A 19,440-nucleotide genomic window follows, 5' to 3' on the forward strand; every position below is an offset into this window, starting at 1 on the left:
CTCTCATGTGAGAGGAGCAATTTTTATATTCGCTTAGTTGCTGTCCGCTATCCGCTGTGCCAGCGCGTCAGCCAGAGCCGCAAACTCCGGAATCCCCAGCCGTTCACCCCGCACGTCGGCAGGCAGGCCGCAGGCGGCGATGGCGTCCCTCAGCTCATCCTTGCTCAGCTGGCTTCCATAGGCGGAGGACAGGGCGTTGAGCAGGGTCTTTCGCCGCTGGGCAAAGGCCGCACGCACCAGCCGGAAGAACTGCTTCTCGTCCTTCACCTCCTCCGGCGCAGGCCGGGGGACCAGACGGATCACCGACGAGGTGACCTTGGGCGCGGGAATAAAGCACTCAGGGGACACGTCGAAGAGCAGCTCCGGCGTGGTGTGGTACTGGCAGTAGACGGAGAAGGCGCCGTAGTCCCCGCTGCCCGGCGCGGCGCAGATCCGCAGCGCCACCTCCCGCTGAATCATCACCGTAATGGCCTGAAAGCATCCCGCCTCAATGAGGGCGGTCAGCACCGGCGTGGTAATATTGTAGGGCAGATTGGCACAGGCCAGAGGCTTCAGGCCGCTCATCTTCTCCGCCACAAGGGCCGGGATATCCAGCTTCATAATATCTCCCGGCACAATCTCCACGTTGTCACGCCCGGCCAGCGTCTCCGCCAGCACCGGAAGCAGCGCCTTGTCCAACTCCACCGAGACCACCCGTCCGGCCCGCTCCGCAAGCCGGACAGTCAGCGGCCCGATACCCGGTCCAATCTCCAGCACACCGCAGTCCTTATCCGCGCCGGAGGCCGCCGCAATGTCCCTGGGAACATGATCCTCAATCAGGAAATTCTGCCCCATGCTCTTGGAAAAACGGAATCCGTGCCGGCCCAGCAGGGCCTTGATATCATTTACATTACAGAGGTCCATGACTCATCCTCGCTTTTGTTTTCTTCTACAAGGATTATAGCAGGCTCTCCCCTGTTTGTCACCGTTTTCTTCCCACACGCCTGCGCCGCCTGTTTGGCATGCCCAGTCCGCCTAGGCTGCGGCTATTAGCATACGCCAGCCACAGCGCGGTGAGCAGCATGGTGAAGTTGGCCTTGTTCTGCCAGAACAGCAGTCCGCCTAAAACCAGGATGGCTGTGCATGTAGTCCAGGACAGCACTTCTGCCAGGGCATCGGCTGCTGTCTCAGGCAAAAAAATGCCAGCTAGGCTGCGCAGCGCCCGCCCGCCGTCCAGCTGTGACATGGGCAGCAGGTTGAAGCCTGCCAGCCCCAGATTCAGTCCCGCAAAGACCCACAGCGCCTCTCTCCCGCTCCGCTCCGCCAATCTGGCTGCCAGCAGCGCCGCCGCCAGGTTGGCCACAGGCCCGGATACCGCCGCCAAAAACTGCGCCGTGTGCCCCAGAGGCCGGGTACCGGAGAGGGTCAGCTCAGCACCGGTGACCGACAGTCTGAGCCTGGAAATCCTGCCGCCCAGGCCCCAGATGGCCACACAGTGGGCCGCCTCATGGAGTGCACAAGCCGCCCCGGCCAGCAGCAGTGTTCCATCCTTATCCAGATACCAGAGCAGCGCTGCCAGGAGAAGAAATCCGCCCGATACTTCAACCCTCCTCCACCGCAGTATCCTCACCTCACGCGCTCGGAATATAGTAGAGCGGATTGAGCAGTATCCCATCCTTCTTCAGCTCGAAATGCAGATGTGGCCCTGTAGAGTTCCCCGTGTCTCCAGAGAGCGCAATCACATCTCCCATGGACACAGTCTGCCCCTGCTGTACCAGCAGCTCACTGCAGTGGGCATAGAAAGAGGTCACACCATTTCCGTGGTCAATCTGGGTGTACAGACCATAAATCGGGCTGTCTCCGATGTAGTCCACCACGCCGTCCGCAAAGGCCTTAACACTGGTCCCGGTGTTGACCGCCAAATCCACGCCGTTGTGAAATTTCTCCTCTTCATCCACTGGATGCTCCCGCCAGCCGTAGGGCGAGGACACCCACCAGCCTTCGGCCCCTTCTATGGGCGACATGGTGGCCGCTAGGCCCAGATTATACTGATCCATGGTGGCGTTGGCCGGCAGAGCAGGGCCGTCATAATCCACATGAATGACATCCGGCACCGGGGTTGGCTGAACTGCATCCGCCGTGGTGTCAGGTTCCTGCTGGACGCTCTCCTCCGCAGGGGGGGTGCTGCTCTCAGGCAGTGTCTCAGACACTTCCGCCGCCTGAGGTATTTCCTCTTTTTCATCCAGAGCCAGCGTCAGCAATCCATGAACTGTCACGCCGCTCTGGAGATGCGATACGGTCTCTGTATAAAGCGGAAGAGGTTTCCAGCCGCTGTCCGGCACCTCCACCTCTTCCCCGCCAAATACATCAACCCACAGCGTCCCCAGCGTTTCCAATACTGGCTCACCATCTGAGATTGACTGCCCCAGGCTGGCAAATGCCGCCCGAAAATCCGTGTCGCCCTGAATTACCTGGACAATCTTATCCCGGGCTGCCAGCATCTGTTCTGGGAATACGCCCTTGCCCACAAATACCACGAGAAACAGAGCAATGCACACGCCCAGCTGTACCAGTCTCCGGCACTCTTTGGGCGCTAAAGCTACCTTATTTCCGCTGCGCCGCTCTGCCGTCCTGTACTGGCGGCGGTCTCTTCTCTTCTCCCATTGACGATATGCGCTCTCCATGCCCTGTGTCCTCCCATTCTCTGGCGTAATGCAAAGGCTGCCCGTCCATGTTTCTGCGTACTATCTCTATTCGTCTTCTGCCCGGCGTATGCCGAAAATATCTCCGCCGGCACAGAAAAAAATTACCTTGACATTTGGAAGTGGAATCACTATAATTAATTGCAGTTTGTACAGAGCATGTCAGTGTATGTCCAGGCAAGAGGTTTATATCCGGGTGTGGCGAAGCTTGGTATCGCGCTTGGTTCGGGTCCAAGAGGCCGTGGGTTCGAATCCCGCCACTCGGACCATGCGGAGTATCATGAAAGGATCTGAAAAGGTCTGCTGATGATACTCCGCATTTTTTATTTCCATGTGGTATCAGAATGGGGCGCGGCTCGAGCTGCGCCTTTTCTTTTGTGTCTTCTCCGGGATGCGGCTACCGCTTTTTCTGGACGCTATACAGCGCAGGTTCCCCTATGGTATAATATTTATAAACTCCAAACCATAGAAAAGGCGGGGTTGCCATGAACATCGCTGTTGTAGATGACTCAAGGGAGGACGCAGGCCATCTGGAGGTCTTTCTGTCCCGCTACCACCAGGAGAACGGTCTGCCTATGCAGGTGCATACCTTTCTCTCCAGCGTGGAATTTCTGGAATCCTTTCACGGAGAATACGACATCATCTATCTGGACATTGAAATGCCCGGCAGCAATGGCCTGGAGGTGGCCCACGAAATTCGGAGCCGGGATGAGACGGTCGCCATCATTTTTATTACCAACATGGCACAGTATGCAATCCGCGGCTATGAGGTCAACGCGGTGGATTTTATGGTCAAGCCGGTAGGGTATTTTAATTTTGTCCAGAAACTGGAGAAGGCCCTCCGGGCTGCGGAAAAGCGTGGGACGCAGTTCCTGTTACTGAGCAACGGGGATGGGCTTTACCGAATTCCCCCCACCGACATACTCTGCATTGAGAAGGACAAGAATTACCTGGTCTACCACACCCGGAAGGGGCTGTTCCAGCAGCGCGGCACCATACAGGAGGCCCGACAGCGGCTGCAGGGCCTGGCGTTTTCTGAGTGTACCTCCGGCTGTCTGGTGAACCTGAGGCATGTGGACCGCATCGGCAGGGAGACAATTCTCGTCGGAGGAGAGGAACTGCCGGTATCCCGACGGATGAAAAAGAGCTTTGTCCAGGATTACATGGACTTTCTGGGAGGTTTTCTGTAATGGAGGACCTGCAATACATCAGTCTGCTCCGCTTCTCCCTTCAGCTTATCATCTCAGAGTCGGTCTTTCTTATCGGCCGAACCAAAAGGTCGCACTTCCCTGCCCGTCTGGCGGGCACACTGGTGGGCTATCTGGCTGTAGCCAGCCTCTGGTACCTCCTGCTTACCCAGATTCCCGGCCAATATACCCCTGTCTACATCGTTTTCTGGTTTGGCCTGTTTCTGCTGACCCTGGGCGGCATGATGTTCTGCTTTGACCTGATGCCTATTGAGCTGCTGTTTGTGGGCACCAGCGGCTATGCCACCGAGCATCTGGCCTTTGCGCTGGCGCGGATTCTGCAGTACCTCACCGGCTGGACAGAGGAGTCCATTGGTGTTGTGTCCGAGTTCCTCCTGTTCCGGCTGCTGATTTATGTTGCAGTGGCCGCGCTGGTATATGCGCTGGTGGTACGCCCTAACTTCTCCAGGGGTTCCTTCCGTCCCCATGACCTGGGCCTGATTGCCATGTCTCTGGTTATCCTGCTCTCGTCCATTGTCCTCAGTTCCTACTACTCCCCCTCCTGGACTGACAGCCGGCTGGCGCTGTTGGGAGGGATGATTTGCCCCTGCTACGGCCTTCTCTGCTGTGTGCTGGTGCTGACACTGGAGTACTACATTCTGCGGGAAAACAGCTTCAAGCGGGAGCAGAAGCTGATGGAGCAGGTACTCCAGATTGCCAACGACCAGCAGAAGCGCTCCAGAGAGGCCATTGATATCATTAACATGAAGTGCCACGACATGAAGCACCAGCTCCGGGCGCTGGAGCGCACGCCCGACGCGGCCTCCCGCGCAGAGTACGTGGCGGAGCTGCAGCAGGCCCTGACCATCTATGACGCCACCTATCACACCGGCTGCGAGGCACTGGACTATATTCTCAGCGAGAAAACCCTGCTGGCCAGGGAGCACTCTGTCCAGTTCAGCTGCATGGCTGAGGGCGAGAGCATCAATTTCATCAGCCCGCCGGATATCTACTCCCTCATGGGCAACGCCCTTGACAATGCGCTGGAAAGCGTCATGCAGCAAACGGAGGCTGAGCGGATTATCAGCCTGCAGATCAGACGCTGCGGTCAGATGGTCTCTATTCACCTGGAAAACAGCTGCAGCCAACCTCCGGCGTTCTGTGACGGTCTCCCTGTTACCCACAAGGAGGATAAAAATGCCCACGGCTTCGGCGTGAGAAGCATCCGGTATATCGTCTATAAATACGGCGGTGAGCTGCGGATGCAGGCTAACAGCGGCATGTTCGTGCTGGATATTCTGTTTCCAGACCGGGCGGCGGATGCCCCCGCCATCTGAGCATTTCCTAAAAAGAGCGGCTCGTACGAGCCGCTCTTTTTACACATTTGCCACTTTTACCAGGTGAATGACCACTTTTACCAAAACGGCGTTTCCGGGCCCGGGCACGTTATAATGTCCTCACAGAACCGGCCGGCGAATATGCCGGCTGAAATGAGAAGGAGGAACATAAAATGACCGGTATCCAAATTGCCTGGGAGGATGTATTCAGCGTCATCAGCCAAATCAGCGGCTGGCTGATCGGCATCGGCGTCACAGTTGTGGCCCTGATTCTGCTCCTGATCTTCGCCGGCAAAGCCGGAAAGCCCCACGCCGGCTTCATCCGCGCCCAGAGCGCCATCGCCGCCGTACTGATTGTGGCCCTGATGGTCAACGGTATCCTGCTGGGCCAGCTGTCCAACCTCATCACCTCTGCCTTCACCGAGATGGGCACCCTGTCGGAGGAGACCATCCGCACTTCCCAGCAGACCGTGGAGGACGTGATGAATGAGGGCATCGTCCTGCTGGAAAACGACGGTACCCTCCCCCTTGACAGCACCACCAACCTGAATGTGTTCGGCTGGGCCTCCACCAATCCCGTCTACGGCGGCACCGGCTCCGGCACGGTGGACGCATCCACCGCCGTATCTCTGCTCTCCGGTCTGGAGAACGCCGGCTTCTCCCTCAACCAGGAGCTGTCCGACTTCTACACCGCCTACCGGAGCGACCGCCCCCAGATCACCATCAACAACGGCCAGGACTGGACACTCCCTGAACCCACCGCCGACAGCTACACCGACGAAATGTTGGAGAATGCCCGCGCCTTTTCCGACACGGCTCTGATCGTCCTCTCCCGCCCCGGCGGCGAGGGCGCCGACCTGCCCAACGACATGGGCGCCGTGCTGGACGGCAGCTACAACCAGGGAACCAAGTACACCAACGCCTCCTACCAGAACAACGGCGACTATGCCGATTTTGAGGCGGGCTCCACCTATCTGGAGCTGAGCCGCACCGAGCGGGCTCTGGTGGATCTGGTCACTTCCAACTTCGAGAAGGTCATCATTGTCTACAACGGCTCCAACCCCCTGGAGCTGGGCTGGACGGAGGACTATGAGCAGATCCGGGGCGTCCTCGTCTGCTCCAGCCCCGGCGCCACCGGCTTCAACTCCCTGGGCAATATCCTCAGCGGCGCGGTGAATCCCTCCGGCAAGACCGTGGATACCTGGCTGCGGGATGTCTCCCTCTCCCCCACCAGCCAGAATGTGGGCCACTTCTCCTATGATAATGTCCAGGAGAGCACCCAGGCGGCCAAAGCCCACTGGGAGCGCGCCGACGGCGTGGTGTCCTTCGTGAACTACGTGGAGGGCATCTATGTGGGCTACCGCTTCTATGAGACCGCCTATGCGGAGGCGCTGGAAAACGGCTTCGCCTTTGACTATGACGAGACGGTCATGTACCCCTTCGGGTACGGTCTGAGCTACACCACCTTCACCCAGGAGCTGGGTGAGCCCACCATCACCGACACCACGGTCACCGTGGACGTCACCGTCACCAACACCGGCTCGGTGGCCGGCAAGCAGGTGGTGGAGCTGTACTATACGCCCCCCTACACCAACGGCGGCATCGAAAAGTCCGAGGTCAATCTGGCCGCCTTCGGCAAGACCAGTGAGCTGGCGCCCAACCAGTCTGAGGTCATCACCCTGAGCTTTGACCTGGAGGACATGGCGTCCTTTGACACCTACGGCACCGGCTACTACGTTCTGGAAGCCGGAACCTACACGCTCTCCCTGCGCACCGACGCCCACACCGTGATGGATTCCTTCGACTTTACCCTGGCCTCCACCATTGTCTACGACGAGGACAACCTCCACAACGGCGACCTGACCGTGGCCGACAGCAAGCTGGGCTTTGCCGAGGGCGAGGTCACCTATCTCTCCCGCGCCGACGGCTTTGCCAACTACGCCCAGGCTGTGGCCGCCCCCGCCAGCTATTCCCTGCCCGACGGCTATGAGGTCACCGGCGCCGGAACTTACGACGTCTACCAGTACAACAACGACGCGGACGTAATGCCCACCACCGGCGCGGACAACGGGCTGGAGCTGGTGGACCTGCGGGGTCTGGACTACGACGACCCCCTGTGGGATCAGCTGCTGGACCAGATGACCATCAGCGAGATGGTGGATCTTATCGCCTACGGCGGCTACGGCACGGTAGAGGCTCCCTCCGTGGGCAAAATCGCCACGCTGGACGCCGACGGCCCTGCCGGCGTCAACTCCAGCGTAACCGCCTCCTACGGTATGGGCTACTGCGGCGAGATCTCCCTGGCCCAGACCTGGAACACCGACCTGGCCTATGAGTACGCCTACAACATGCTGCAGGAGTTCATTGAGTTCGGCTTCAACGGCTGGTATGCCCCCTCCATGAACATGCACCGCTCTCCCTTCGGCGGGCGCAACTTTGAGTACTACTCCGAGGACAGCCTGCTCAGCGCGGAGATGGCCGTGGCGGAGTGCCAGGCGGCCTATGACCACGATGTCTACCCCTACATCAAGCACTTCGCCTTCAATGAGCAGGAGATTAACCGCAACGGCATGCTTTGCACCTGGCTGACCGAACAGTCCGCCCGTGAGATCTACCTCAAGCCCTTCGAAGCCTGCGTCAAGGCCAGCAACGGCAACACCCTGGCCGTCATGTCCTCCTACAACTATGTGGGCACCACCTGGGCCGGCGCCTGTTCCACCCTGCTCAACGACATCCTCCGGGGTGAGTGGGGCTTCCAGGGTATGGTCCTGACCGACTACTTCGGCAACTACGGCTACATGGATGCGGACAAGGCCATCCGCGGCGGCTCGGACATTATGCTGGGCACCGCCGGCAATGACGCCATCCTCACCGACCAGACCAGCGCCACCTCCGTTCTTGCCATGCGCAATGCCTGCCACAACATCCTCTACACTGTGGCCAACTCCCGCGCCTACTCTCCCGAGGTTTACATGGAGGCGACCGCCATGCCCGCCTGGCAGGTGACCGTTTTTGTTGTGGACGGCGTACTGGCCGCCATCCTCATCGTGCTGGAGGCGCTTACACTGAGAGGCTATCTGAAGAAGAAAAAGGTACGGACCTGAATTACTTAACCGGATATGAGAACAGGCAGGCGGCCGGCGGGTATACCCGCCGGCCGCCTGTTTCTGCTCTTTTATATTTCTTTCTCCTCCGGCTGGAGCTGCCTGGCCCGGAGGGCGGTGGAAAGTGCCAGCTTTTTGACCTCTCCGTTGTCAAAGGCAATGATGACAATATCTCCGCTGCGGCTGACCAGTGTCCCGGAACCAAAGGTCTTGTGACACAGCCGTGTACCAGGCTGGTACTCCCCCGAAAGCCGGAAAATCTGCTCCTTGCTCAGTCTCTTTACAGTCAGCGGCTTCTTCTCCGTTGCCGCTTTGGGCTCCTTCTGCTTGGGTGGGAAAATTTCCTGGGAAAATGCGGATTCCAGCCCTGGTTTCCGGAAGGTGACAATGTCCAGCTCCCGTTTGGCGCGGGTCATACCCACGTAGAACAGCCGCCGCTCCTCCTCGTAGAGGTCCAGCTCCTGGGGAGTCGCTTCCCGCTGCGGCAGAGTTTTGGGCAGCATGCCGTCCGCCACGTCCATCAAAATCACCCGGTCGTACTCCAGGCCCTTGCTGGAGTGGATTGTGGAGAGCACAAAGGGACAGTCCGGTGTGCCGGCACCCGCCTGCACCACCTCCCGCAGCTCCTCTAGGCGCTCCAGAAGCCGCCCGGGTGTGGGCTCCTCCGCCCCAAGCGCCTCCAGAATCTCCGCCTTATTCAGGTCGCCGCTGCGCTCCTCCAGATAAGCTCCGTAGCCCATGAAATGCACGATGCGGTAGACTGCCCGATCCGCGGGCTCCTCCAACAGGTTGTTCATGTGGGTCTGGAGCGCCCTGCACTGCTTCCGGGTCCAGGGGGACGCCGCCGCGGAGGACGCGATGTACTCCAGCAGGGGCTCCCCTGCCCCGGCCCGGGCCACGGCCTCCTGGGCCAGGGCACGGCTGATGCCCGCCCCCAGCTTGTAGTAGATGTTCAGAAAATACTCTGCATTGCCCTGTGCCTGGGCCAGACGGATGATGTCCGTAATGTCCCGCACCACCCGGTTGGTGAAAAAGACACTCTCCACCTGGCGGCAACGGTACGGGATCCCGGAGCGCTCCAGCAGGTCCATCAGCGGCAGAGCGCTGTCGTTGTCCCGGTAGAGTACGGCGGTCTCGGTCTCGCAGTTCTCCGCCATCTTGCAGAGATAGCGGTACTGCTTCTGCCGGTCATAGACCGAAATCTCCCGGAGCTCCGGCCCGCTTCCCCGGGTGGCCCGCATGTGCTTGGGGTGGCGGTTTTTGTTCTTCTGGATGAACCGGTCCGCCGCCGCCACAATCTGCTCTGTGGAGCGGTAGTTCTGCTCCATGTACAGCACCTTGGCGTGGGGATAGACCCGGTCAAACTCGGTGAGGGCCTGGGGATAGGCCGCCCGGAAGCCGTAGATGCTCTGGTCCTCGTCTCCCACCATGAACAGATTCCCGCTCTGCCCCGCCAGCAGGCGGATGATGGTATGCTGGATTTTAGAGGTATCCTGGGCCTCATCCACGCAGTAATACCGGTACCGGTCCCGGACCGCGCCTAAAATCTGAGGGTACTGCCGGAAAATCTGGAGGGCATAGACCATCTGGTCGTCGTAGTCCATCAGCTGCCTGTCCCGCAGAGCCTTGCAGTAGGCCTGATAGAAGGCCGGGAAGTTCAGGCCTTCCACCTCGATTTCGGACAGCTCCTTCCCCTTGAGCATCTGGTTCTTCACATAGGTAATGGCAGTTTGGAGCCCCTTTATGGTGCTCTCTGTTGCAAACTCATTGGTCTGGCTCCGGTAGAGCTCCCCCAGCAGGGCGCTTTTCTGACTGCCGTCCTCCAGCAGGCGGAAGGCGGAGCGGCCCATGACCCGTTCATAATAGCGGATAATCCGGCTGCACACGCCGTTGATGGTACGGAAGCTCAGCCGCTTTGCCGCCTCCTCACCGAAGCAGGAGGCAAACCGCCGCTCCATATCTCTGGCCGCCGCCACAGTATAGGTCATGGTGAGGATGCTCTCCGGCTTGATGCCCTGCACGTAACACATGTAGCCCAGCCGGGTCACCAGGACGGTTGTTTTGCCGCTGCCAGGCACCGCCAGCAGCAGCACCGGCCCCTCCGTCTCCTGCACCGCCGCCTCCTGCTGAGGGTCCAGGCGGATGGAAAATTGTGATTTGAATTGGGAAAAGTCCATTGCTTACTCCAATATCCAGCGCACTCCGCCTCACGAACACGGTGGTACGCTTAGTTTCTTTTTCTGACGTATTATATCCCAAGGGGAAAATCCCGTCAACGGAACGGACGCCTCTCTTCCTTGTTCCCAGAACCTTGACACAGACCGCCGCATATGCTACAATGCGAACATTCACTTTGCACTGCACTCTACCCCCCCACCGGGGGCAACTACAGTACAAACTGAGCAGGCCACGGATTCCTCCGGAATCCATGGAGCCGGGCCGCAGTTGCGGCAGCAGATGATCTCCTGTACATCTGTGGGACAGTTGTATGTTCCATGGGTGTATTTTTTTATACCCTGGACATACATGGCTGATGGTTTCGGGCAGGTGACAAAGCACACTATTCATCCGGAGGTCACTCTATGGACAAGAAAGCAAATGAAAACTTAGCCATGCAGGTCTCGTTCGTCACAATCCTAGGCAATTTCCTTCTGACCGTTTTCAAGCTGATGGCCGGTGTTGCCGCCCACTCGGGCGCCATGGTCTCAGACGCCATCCACTCCGCCTCCGATGTGCTGAGCACATTCGTTGTCATCGTGGGCGTAAAGCTGTCGGGCAAGGAGTCGGACAAAGAGCACCCCTTCGGACACGAGCGCTTTGAGTGCGTGGCGGCCCTGATTCTCTCGGTGCTGCTGGCCTTTACCGGCCTGGGCATCGGCTGGGCAGGTATTCAGAATATTCTGGGCGACAGCACCGCGCTGGTGGTCCCCGGCCGTCTGGCCCTGATTGCCGCCGTCATCTCCATCGTGTCCAAGGAGGCCATGTACTGGTACACCCGGGCAGCCGCAAAGAAGATTGACTCCTCCGCCCTGATGGCTGACGCCTGGCACCACCGCTCCGACGCCCTGTCCTCCGTGGGCAGCTTTATCGGCATCCTGGGCGCCCGACTGGGACTGCCCGTGCTGGACCCGGTGGCCAGTGTGGTGATCTGCCTCTTCATCCTCAAGGCCGCCTTTGATATCTTCCGGGACGCCATCTCCAAAATGCTGGACACCGCCTGCTCCGACGAGGTGGAGGCTCAGATGCGGGAGGTGGTTCTGGCCCAGGACGGCGTGCTGGGCGTGGACCGGCTTCAGACCCGCCTGTTCGGTGACCGCATTTATGTGGAAATCGACATCGCCGCCGACGGCAGCACGCCCCTCTCCCAGGCCCACGAGTCGGCCACCATGGTCCACGACGCCATCGAGGAGCAGTTCCCCAAGGTCAAGCACTGCATGGTCCACGTCAACCCGCTGGAGGTCCATCCGGTAGGCTGAGACCATAACCATTCTGAACGGGAGGAACCGCCATGTTTCACACTCTTCTTGTGGGTCCGAGCGGAAAAGGCCGCTCATTCTGGATAGAGTCGCTCTTGGATACACTCCCCTCCTCCCTGCCCATCTGGGGCTACCGCACGCCAAAGGAAGCCGCCGATGAGACAGGACGCGCTCCCATCCGGCTCTACCCTGTGGGACGGTCCGCAGAAACCTGTGCTCCCATCCTGCTGGGCTGGTGCAAGAACCGGCAGGCCACTTCTATTCCGGAGGCCTTTGACCGCTGTGCCGGTCTCATTGAACACGCCGGTCCTGGCGGACTGCTCCTGCTGGATGAGCTGGGTCCCATGGAAAGCCGCTCTCCCCGCTTTTGTCAGGCGGTGCTGAACGCGCTGGACGGCGACACTCCCATTCTGGCCTGGGTGCGGGACCTGGACACCCCCTTTCTCGCCGCTGTGCGCAGCCATTCCAAGGTCAGGTGCTTCTATCCGTCCCACGACCCTGACCCCGCCTTGTTGGGGACGCTGTCCGCTTTCCTCTCCGCTCAGCTTTGACCACTGGCTCTCAGCTTCTATAAATAAAACACCCCGGGCGCTCCATTGCGGAGCGTCCGGGGTGTTCTGCTTCTGTTCCGGAATTACATAACGTCCTTGTTCAGAACGTTGTCCAGAGCCTTGCTCATGATGATGTACAGCACGAAGGTCACGACCATGCTGAGGATGGCGGGGATGAAGAAGTTGAGCTTCAGGGCCACCTCGCCCACCACGGTACCCACAATCCAGGTGATGATGGCCACCCAGTTGATGTTCTTCTTCTCTTTGCTGCGCTTGACGAAGAAGGCCTCGGCAATGATAAGGCCGGGGATGGGAGGCAGCAGCACGGACAGGGTCTGCACCACGGGCAGCAGGAACTTGGTGGCACCAACAGCGGCGAAGATAGCGGCGGCGGTGGCCACGATGACGGCCAGCACGGCGTGCTTCACCTTGCCCTCCAGCTTGGTGTCCTTCATCACGTTCTGAAGGGCCAGGCCGGCGCTGTAGATGTTGTTGTCCTGAGTGGTCCAGACGCAGAAGATGGCGCAGATGAACACCAGCACGCCCAGACCCAGGGCAGCGGTGGCGGTGACGAAGTCGCTCTTGTTGGTGGCCTGAGCGGTCATGATGCCGATGACCTCAAGGCCGAACAGGCCGATAGCCACTGCGATAGGAGCGCCGATGGCCACGTGGGATCCCTTCTTGGCATAACGGCACACGTCGGGAGAGACGATGCAGCCGAAGATCCAGGCGCCCACGAAGGAGGTGGAGCCGGCGGCGAAGGAAATGGTGTTGGCTTCCTCGGGGACAAAGTGGAACACAGTGTCATAGCCGGCAACCTTGCCGATGGCGATGGCACAGGCGATGGTCAGGATGATGGCGCAGGGCACGCCCAGCCAGCTGACAATCTCAAGGCCCTTCACGCCGCGGATAGCGGACTGGGCCCACAGGGCAACCACGATGATGGAGGTGATGCCAACGGGGATGGGCCACCAGGTGAAGGTGGAGGCAATCAGCTTGGAGAAGGTGTCGGCGTTGACTGCAATCCAGTTCACGGCAGACACTGCCAGCAGCAGGGAGAGAATGGCGGAGCTGCGGGCGCCCAGGGACTTTCTGGCCAGCACGGAGGTGGACAGGCCAGTCTTGTACGCGATGATACCCAGCAGGGTGGCCACCAGGATCAGCATCAGGTTGCCAACGGCGCAGGCCAGCACGGCATCCTTGAAGGGCATCTTATAGCCCACGGTGGCGCCGGTGACGAAGTTGGACAGAGAAATGGTATAGCCGGTCAGAATGACCAGAATACTGCCGACGCTTTTGCGCGCGCTCTGCGGCACTGCGTCATAGACGTATTCCATTTCGCTGCTGTTTTCTGGTGCTGTGGTTTTCGGCTGTTCGCTCATAACAACATCTCCTCTTCTTTGATTTCAGGTCGCCCTGAAAAAAGCGGCCGGGCGGCCGCAATGAGCGCAAAAAAAGTGGGGGTCTTGCAGCAGGAAAAATTCTTTATATGAACGTTTCTTACAATAGAACAGCTTCTGTGGTTTCTCTGGATATGCAAAAGAACGAAAAGTATAATATCATAACATAGAAACAAAGTATAATATAATTTGAATATGTTCCTCTATTATTCTATACATGAAAAATATAGATACGCAATTTTGTTTGATATTTCTCAAATAAAATCAAAATAGCACAACTTTAGTATGTAAAATTAATATACCTGACTTCTTCTTTTTTCTTATTTTTCTGCAAAACAAAAGCAGGGCGGCAGACTCTTTCAGTCTGCCGCCCTACTTTTATTCTTAATTTAGGATTCGGTTTTCTCAGGCGGGAGCGTCTTGGTCAGATAGGTGCCCCAGATAATCTGCAGCACAATCACAACGGCAAAGATGCCGGCTGCCGTATAGAACGCATTGGTGGACAGTCCCACATCACCGCCCCACAGGGTGGTAATGGCATTGATGATGATGGGGCTGAAGATGGTACCCAGGGAGATAAAGCTCATGGAAATAGAGAAGGTGGGGCCATACTGGGCGGGGGTGCAGATACGGCCGATGATATAGCCCGCACCGGCCATGACGATGCCGAAGAAGATGCCGTCCAGGATGGCGGCGATATAAATCATGACCATATTGGTGGAGAAGATAACCAGCAGTGTGGCAGCCAGGCCGAAAACAGCGCCCACAGAGCTGATGTACAGCTTGCTGACCTTGATAATCTGAGGCAGAATCAGGCCAACCAGAGCAGCCACCACCGTGACCAGGCTCATGCCGATGCCCACGGAGGACGCGTCACCGATGGCGGCGTCACGCACCACATACAGGGAGAGGTTCAGGGGGAAGGCCGCATAGGCGATCATCATCAGCACGGCCAGGATGCACTGAATCCAGCCCTTCACAGGAACGCCGGCCTTGTCGCCGCCAGCCTGAGCGGCAGCCTGGGGCTTGTTGTCCATGGCCAGGCAGAGCAGCGCGATGATCAGGACAGGGATAACCACAAAGTAGATAAAGTACACGTTGACCCAGCCGGTCTTGCAGACGGGGCCGGCAATGAGCAGCAGCACAGTGGCGCCACCGGTGCCGAAGGTGGTGTTGAGGCCCAGCATCTGCTCACGCTCTTTGCCCTCGAAGTTCTCCAGAATCAGAGCGCCCAGCAGCGGGGTCAGGAAGCCCTGGCCGGCGCCAACGATGAAGCCGCACACGTCCAGAATCAGAATGGAGCTGTGCACCGCGATGGGGAGCAGGCCGCCCACCAGAATGGCCACCAGGCCAATGAGGATCATGGGTTTCTTGCGGAAGCGAGTGGAGAGAACGCTCATCAGAAGTGCCACAACAAAGCCGCCGATCATGCCGGACTGCATGACGTACTGCACCGCCACATCGGACGCACCGGGGAATGCCGCCGCGATATCCGCCATCATAACCGAGGCGATGGTGTTGATCTGGCACACCAGTGCCACTGCCAGGATTGCGAATTTCAGCATGCCTTTACTACCTTTGGTTTGATTCATAATTTCCATCCCTTTCTCGTCTCACAGTTGCTTATTTGGGTTGGGTCGCTGGGAATGCCTGTATTCAGCCTTCTTTTCATCACACTCCATTTCTTTTTTGCCCATAATATCATCTGTGGTGAATGGCCTTATTGTATAATTCGGAAGTTTGTCGTTCCTTTAACAAGGCGCCCTTTCTTCCGCACCGCCAGTGCCGTTTTTTACAATTCTTTTCCCTCTGCCAATGATAAGGTAAGGGCACTCGCAGCACTATTGCGAAAAATATGAGGAGGTTTTTACTTATGAATAACCATGCTGAGACCAAAGCTGTCAAAGCCGTCATCGAGAACTATATGAACGGCACCTATCAGGCTGACATCGAGAAGCTGAAGGGCGTGTTCCACGAGAAGGCCGTGATGAACGGTTACCTGGGCCCCGACTGCCTGCTGGCCGATCCCTCCGGCTTCATCGCCGACATCGCCGGTTCTCCCTCCATGGCCTCCAACAACGACCCCTACCAGGCTGAGATCGAGTCCATCCGCATCGAGGGCAATGTGGCTTCCGTCATCGTGTCTGAGACCGGCTTCCGCGGCGAAGGCACCCTGGTGGACTTCTTCCATCTGATCAAGATCGATGGCCAATGGTACATCATCTCCAAGCTCTTCACCACCCTCTAAGCTTTTCCCTCCCCAAGCTGCCGGCAGCTGTGCCCGGCGGGGTTTCCCCGTCCGGGCCGCTGTACTGCGGCTTCTTTTTTCCGGCGCTTTGTTAAAAATTTGTCGTCTCCTGATGCGGGGCATCTCAATACCGCCAGATCCCGCTCAATTGAGCCATTAGAAAAGGAGGAACACCACATGCCCAGAAGAATTATCGATTCCCATGCCCACCTCGGCGATATTTTTCACTACAACCTCAACAGTTCCTTCCGGAACAATGTGAAAAAAGGCGATTACCCTGACCATTTCGAGGTACTGGAGAAGTCCGGCTTTACCACTCCCCTCTTTACTGGCGACCCCAACGACCTGGACCATGTGATTGACGGCGGTCAGTACCGCTGCTGGGAGTTCGGCCTGGAACAGCTCACCAAGGAGCTGGACGAGAGCGATATGGCGGGCATCGTCCTTCTGCCCTGCCTGCCCAACACTTCCTTTGAGGAGTACCTGGCCGCCTCCAAAATCGAACCCCGCATCATCCCCTTTACTGCCGCCGACATGACGCTGCCCATCAACGATATGCTGGACAAGCTGAAAAAGGATATCGGCCACGGCGCAAGAGGCCTCAAGCTCCATCCTGTGCTCCAGTGCGTCCGCGCCACTGACGAACGCATGCTGGCCGCCGCCAAGCTGTTCGGCGAGCACGATCTGCCCGTCGTGGTCCATGTGGGCGAGGGTATTTACTATCACCCCGATATGATTCATAATCAGGTTCAGGCATACGGCGCCATGTCCGACTTCTGCGCCTTCGCCAAGATGCTGCCTGGGCAGCCTCTCATCGCCGCCCACTGCGCCGCCTTCGCAAAGGACCTGATGGAGGGCTGCGGAAATCTGGACTACGTCTTTGCCGACACCTCCTTCTGCCACGCCGCCGCTGCCCGGGAGGCAGTCAATATCATGGGTACTGACCGGGTGCTCTACGGCACTGACTGCCCCTTCGTCCATGAGAAGTATTGCATCCAGGTCATCGACGACGCCTTTGCCGGCGAGCCCGACACCAAGGACAAGGTCTTCTACCGCAACATCGCCCACCTCATCCACCTGTAAGCCATCCGGCCCAAAAATACAACAAAGGGGGAGCTCCTGTTTATGCGTATCATTGACTCTCACGCCCATATCGGCGACATTTTCCATGAGCGGAAAAACATCACCTTCAAGACCAATATCCACAAGGGCGATTATGACGATCCCTTCATCCAGTGTGAGCGCTCTGGCTACACCTCTCCCCTCTTCCCGCCCGAGATCATGAGCGATCCGGAAAAGGTGGGTCCTTTTGTCTACAAGCTGATTAAGTCCGGCCAGTACCGCTGCTGGGAGTGGACTCTGGAGAACCTGACCCGTGAGCTGGACGCCCACCCCGAGGTGAAGTACACCGTCATGCTTCCCATCTGGCCCAACCAGACCTTTGAGGAGTACTGGGCCGCCTCCAAGCTGGAGGACCGCATCATCCCCTTCACCACCTGCGTGCTGGACATGGACATCGCCGACATGTGCGAAAAGCTCCGCAGGGATATCGCCCGGGGCGCCAAGGGCCTCAAGCTTCACCCCACCATCCAGAACGTGCCCCTGGACGATCCCCGCATCGAGGCCGCCGTCCGCGTGTTTACCGATGCGGATCTGCCCGTCCTCACCCACTGCGGCGCCAACGCCTACTACACCGACGATGACCCCCGCAGCAAGGAGTCCAATCCCATGTTCTCCGACTTCCAGACTGCCGTGGTGCCCTTCTGCCACAAGTGGACCAACACCAAGATCATCGTGGCCCACTCCGCCTCCTGCTGCGAGGTGCTTTACGAGGGCGTCAAGGACCTGGACAACGTGTGGACCGATACCTCCATGTGCTCCGCTGCACTGATGCGGAAGGCTGTGGAGCTGCTGGGCGAGGACAAGGTGCTCTTCGGCACCGATGTGCCCTTCGGCTCCTTCCACTACTCTGTGGCCGAGCTCATCAAGGCCTTCGGCGACCAGCCCGAGATTCTGGACAAGGTAGGCTATACCAACATGGCCGACCTGATGCACCTCCCATACGACAAGACCATCCGTTAACAGACAAAACAAAAATGCCGCCAGGGCAGCGCCCTGGCGGCATTTTTGTTTTCATATTCGCTTTTATTCCAGCCAGCGAATTGTCCCCCAGCGCTTTTCGGCTGCCTGATAAAGGAGCCACGCCAGCCAGGCACACAACAGGCCCACCAGACACCCTGCGACTACGTCGGAGGGGAAATGGACTCCGACATACAGCCGGGAGAAACCCATGAGCGCCGCCAGTACCACGGCAGTCCACTGCATCCACTTCCTGGGCAGGGTCCGGAACCAGACACCGGCAGCGGCAAAAGCCGCGCAGGTGTGCCCTGACGGGAAGGAGTTTGGGTCGTTCTCCACCACCAGGAAGTTGAGCCCTTCCACAGTCAGCCAGGGACGTGGCCGGGCCACCAGATGCTTGAGCACCACATTGGTGCACAGCAGTCCCAGCAGCATAGCCACCAGCGAGAGTGCTCCTGCACGGCGTGTTTTCCGGAAGCAGAGCATGATCACAGACAGAACAATCCATATGATACCCGCATTGCCCATCTGTGTATAAAACGTCATCAGAGGCATGAGTATTTCACAGCGTACAAACTCCTGAATCCAGAGCAGAACTGCCCCGTCCAGGCTGAGCAGCGTATCCAGCAATTGTCTTCCTCCTTAATTAATAAGTTGTGCGTCCCGATTATAAAAACAGGGCGGGGTCTCCCCCGCCCTGCATCATTTTGGGTCAGGCCGCCGGCTCCACAGTTTCACAGGTCTGAACGATGCCGTTGACCAGCTCAAAGGTCTTGGTCTTGACGATGTGGGTCTTGCCGATACGAACCTCCTGAGTACCAACCGCCTGGGTGACAGGGTTGGTGATGGTGGCCCGGATGGTAAAGTTTACGCTGACATAGCCCGGCTGCTCGCTGGCCACCACGGTGCCGTCATCCTTCTCTACCGGGATGAGATAGGGCTCAGAGGAAACCTCCAGTACGTACGCGTCCAGCATGGAGCCGTCTGCCATCAGCTGAGCACCCTCGCCGCCAGCCTCTACCTGGGCCTTGACTGCCTCATAGACCGACTCCTGCACCAGCGGCACCTTGACGGTATATTCAATCTGGGTGGTGCTGTTGTCGCCGGGAATTCCTGCGTCCTTGCCCATGAACTTAAGCGCGACCACAGCGGCCACAACCACAATCAGAACCAGTACAATCAGGTCGATAACATTGATCTTGCCGAACAGCCGGCCCTTTTCGTCCACAATTTTTCCTTTTTTTTCGTTCATGCTGAGAAACCTCCGTATATGCTGTCAATGGAACTTGTAAATTGACATAATTATGGTACAATACAAGGGACACTGCGGATATTGTATCATACTACTACCCCTGATAACAAGTCTTTTTTGGAGGC

Annotated in this window: 16 protein-coding genes, 1 tRNA gene and 1 riboswitch; of the genes, 9 read left to right on the plus strand and 8 right to left on the minus strand. The window is 58.3% G+C overall.

The genetic code is table 11. The features are described from left to right. Positions 1-33 precede the first annotated feature (33 nt). From rsmA to ACOX7T_RS01035, 3 genes are all read right to left on the minus strand, one after another. Positions 34-903, minus strand: a complete 870-nt coding sequence (gene rsmA / locus ACOX7T_RS01025; RefSeq protein WP_433438983.1) for a 16S rRNA (adenine(1518)-N(6)/adenine(1519)-N(6))-dimethyltransferase RsmA — start codon at positions 901-903, stop codon at positions 34-36. Between the two features lie 58 nt (positions 904-961). Next, complete coding sequence (locus ACOX7T_RS01030) at positions 962-1,471, minus strand: site-2 protease family protein (RefSeq protein WP_433438986.1); 510 nt, start codon at positions 1,469-1,471, stop codon at positions 962-964. A 139-nt stretch (positions 1,472-1,610) separates the two neighbouring features. After that, complete coding sequence (locus tag ACOX7T_RS01035; protein WP_433438989.1) at positions 1,611-2,663, minus strand: M23 family metallopeptidase; 1,053 nt, start codon at positions 2,661-2,663, stop codon at positions 1,611-1,613. A gap of 210 nt (positions 2,664-2,873) precedes the next feature. Here ACOX7T_RS01035 and ACOX7T_RS01040 point away from each other — a divergent pair. From ACOX7T_RS01040 to ACOX7T_RS01055, 4 genes are all read left to right on the plus strand, one after another. Beyond that, positions 2,874-2,950: transfer RNA gene (locus ACOX7T_RS01040), tRNA-Pro, on the plus strand. A gap of 216 nt (positions 2,951-3,166) precedes the next feature. Then, on the plus strand, positions 3,167-3,871 hold the full coding sequence (locus ACOX7T_RS01045) for a LytR/AlgR family response regulator transcription factor (protein ID WP_433438992.1): 705 nt from the start codon (positions 3,167-3,169) through the stop codon (positions 3,869-3,871). Beyond that, positions 3,871-5,205, plus strand: a complete 1,335-nt coding sequence (locus tag ACOX7T_RS01050; protein ID WP_433438995.1) for a GHKL domain-containing protein — start codon at positions 3,871-3,873, stop codon at positions 5,203-5,205. The genes ACOX7T_RS01045 and ACOX7T_RS01050 overlap by 1 nt, the downstream gene beginning before the upstream one ends. A 173-nt stretch (positions 5,206-5,378) precedes the next feature. Then, positions 5,379-8,309 (plus strand): glycoside hydrolase family 3 C-terminal domain-containing protein, encoded by a 2,931-nt coding sequence (locus ACOX7T_RS01055; protein ID WP_433438997.1) that lies wholly within the window; start codon positions 5,379-5,381, stop codon positions 8,307-8,309. A 71-nt stretch (positions 8,310-8,380) separates the two neighbouring features. Here the strand turns inward: ACOX7T_RS01055 and ACOX7T_RS01060 are convergent, their stop codons facing one another. Next, entirely contained in the window at positions 8,381-10,486 is a 2,106-nt protein-coding gene (locus ACOX7T_RS01060; protein WP_433439000.1) for an ATP-dependent helicase, read from the minus strand. A 211-nt stretch (positions 10,487-10,697) separates the two neighbouring features. Then, positions 10,698-10,795, plus strand: a riboswitch (NiCo riboswitch). A gap of 96 nt (positions 10,796-10,891) precedes the next feature. Here ACOX7T_RS01060 and ACOX7T_RS01065 point away from each other — a divergent pair. Together ACOX7T_RS01065 and ACOX7T_RS01070 are read left to right on the plus strand one after the other, a co-directional pair. Then, a complete protein-coding gene (locus ACOX7T_RS01065) occupies positions 10,892-11,785 on the plus strand; it encodes a cation diffusion facilitator family transporter (protein WP_006574607.1) in 894 nt (297 codons plus the stop codon). 32 nt (positions 11,786-11,817) lie between these two features. Beyond that, complete coding sequence (locus ACOX7T_RS01070) at positions 11,818-12,336, plus strand: nucleoside-triphosphatase (protein WP_433439002.1); 519 nt, start codon at positions 11,818-11,820, stop codon at positions 12,334-12,336. Positions 12,337-12,419: 83 nt separating this feature from the next. Here ACOX7T_RS01070 and ACOX7T_RS01075 read toward each other — a convergent pair whose 3' ends face one another. Beyond that, positions 12,420-13,718, minus strand: a complete 1,299-nt coding sequence (locus tag ACOX7T_RS01075; protein WP_433439004.1) for a purine-cytosine permease family protein — start codon at positions 13,716-13,718, stop codon at positions 12,420-12,422. 407 nt (positions 13,719-14,125) lie between these two features. Further along, positions 14,126-15,328 (minus strand): MFS transporter, encoded by a 1,203-nt coding sequence (locus ACOX7T_RS01080; RefSeq protein WP_433439006.1) that lies wholly within the window; start codon positions 15,326-15,328, stop codon positions 14,126-14,128. Positions 15,329-15,609: 281 nt separating this feature from the next. Between ACOX7T_RS01080 and ACOX7T_RS01085 the strand changes: the two genes are divergently transcribed. The 3 genes from ACOX7T_RS01085 (at position 15,610) to ACOX7T_RS01095 (ending at position 18,066) form a co-directional block, all read left to right on the plus strand. Beyond that, complete coding sequence (locus ACOX7T_RS01085) at positions 15,610-15,984, plus strand: nuclear transport factor 2 family protein (RefSeq protein ID WP_433439009.1); 375 nt, start codon at positions 15,610-15,612, stop codon at positions 15,982-15,984. A gap of 177 nt (positions 15,985-16,161) precedes the next feature. Continuing rightward, a complete protein-coding gene (locus tag ACOX7T_RS01090; RefSeq protein WP_433439011.1) occupies positions 16,162-17,067 on the plus strand; it encodes an amidohydrolase family protein in 906 nt (301 codons plus the stop codon). A 42-nt stretch (positions 17,068-17,109) separates the two neighbouring features. Further along, entirely contained in the window at positions 17,110-18,066 is a 957-nt protein-coding gene (locus ACOX7T_RS01095; protein WP_148318275.1) for an amidohydrolase family protein, read from the plus strand. Between the two features lie 63 nt (positions 18,067-18,129). On the opposite strand, the gene ACOX7T_RS01100 is transcribed toward ACOX7T_RS01095, so the two are convergent. Then, positions 18,130-18,693 carry a phosphatase PAP2 family protein gene (locus tag ACOX7T_RS01100; RefSeq protein ID WP_433439014.1) on the minus strand — a complete coding sequence of 188 codons (564 nt, stop codon included), beginning with the start codon at positions 18,691-18,693 and terminating at the stop codon, positions 18,130-18,132. 82 nt (positions 18,694-18,775) lie between these two features. Next, on the minus strand, positions 18,776-19,315 hold the full coding sequence (locus tag ACOX7T_RS01105) for a DUF4330 domain-containing protein (protein WP_433439016.1): 540 nt from the start codon (positions 19,313-19,315) through the stop codon (positions 18,776-18,778). Between the last annotated feature and the right edge of the window lie 125 nt (positions 19,316-19,440).

Origin of the sequence: Pseudoflavonifractor sp. (assembly GCF_050943825.1) — a bacterium.
Taxonomy (GTDB): domain Bacteria; phylum Bacillota; class Clostridia; order Oscillospirales; family Oscillospiraceae; genus Pseudoflavonifractor.

What these genes read in the sequence shown, in the direction of transcription:
- rsmA (WP_433438983.1), bottom strand. Translation starts at nt 903, where the DNA reads ATGGACCTCTGTAATGTAAATGATATCAAGGCCCTGCTGGGCCGGCAC.
- ACOX7T_RS01035 (WP_433438989.1), bottom strand. Translation starts at nt 2,663, where the DNA reads ATGGAGAGCGCATATCGTCAATGGGAGAAGAGAAGAGACCGCCGCCAG.
- ACOX7T_RS01045 (WP_433438992.1), top strand. Translation starts at nt 3,167, where the DNA reads ATGAACATCGCTGTTGTAGATGACTCAAGGGAGGACGCAGGCCATCTG.
- ACOX7T_RS01050 (WP_433438995.1), top strand. Translation starts at nt 3,871, where the DNA reads ATGGAGGACCTGCAATACATCAGTCTGCTCCGCTTCTCCCTTCAGCTT.
- ACOX7T_RS01055 (WP_433438997.1), top strand. Translation starts at nt 5,379, where the DNA reads ATGACCGGTATCCAAATTGCCTGGGAGGATGTATTCAGCGTCATCAGC.
- ACOX7T_RS01060 (WP_433439000.1), bottom strand. Translation starts at nt 10,486, where the DNA reads ATGGACTTTTCCCAATTCAAATCACAATTTTCCATCCGCCTGGACCCT.
- ACOX7T_RS01065 (WP_006574607.1), top strand. Translation starts at nt 10,892, where the DNA reads ATGGACAAGAAAGCAAATGAAAACTTAGCCATGCAGGTCTCGTTCGTC.
- ACOX7T_RS01070 (WP_433439002.1), top strand. Translation starts at nt 11,818, where the DNA reads ATGTTTCACACTCTTCTTGTGGGTCCGAGCGGAAAAGGCCGCTCATTC.
- ACOX7T_RS01075 (WP_433439004.1), bottom strand. Translation starts at nt 13,718, where the DNA reads ATGAGCGAACAGCCGAAAACCACAGCACCAGAAAACAGCAGCGAAATG.
- ACOX7T_RS01080 (WP_433439006.1), bottom strand. Translation starts at nt 15,328, where the DNA reads ATGAATCAAACCAAAGGTAGTAAAGGCATGCTGAAATTCGCAATCCTG.
- ACOX7T_RS01085 (WP_433439009.1), top strand. Translation starts at nt 15,610, where the DNA reads ATGAATAACCATGCTGAGACCAAAGCTGTCAAAGCCGTCATCGAGAAC.
- ACOX7T_RS01090 (WP_433439011.1), top strand. Translation starts at nt 16,162, where the DNA reads ATGCCCAGAAGAATTATCGATTCCCATGCCCACCTCGGCGATATTTTT.
- ACOX7T_RS01095 (WP_148318275.1), top strand. Translation starts at nt 17,110, where the DNA reads ATGCGTATCATTGACTCTCACGCCCATATCGGCGACATTTTCCATGAG.
- ACOX7T_RS01105 (WP_433439016.1), bottom strand. Translation starts at nt 19,315, where the DNA reads ATGAACGAAAAAAAAGGAAAAATTGTGGACGAAAAGGGCCGGCTGTTC.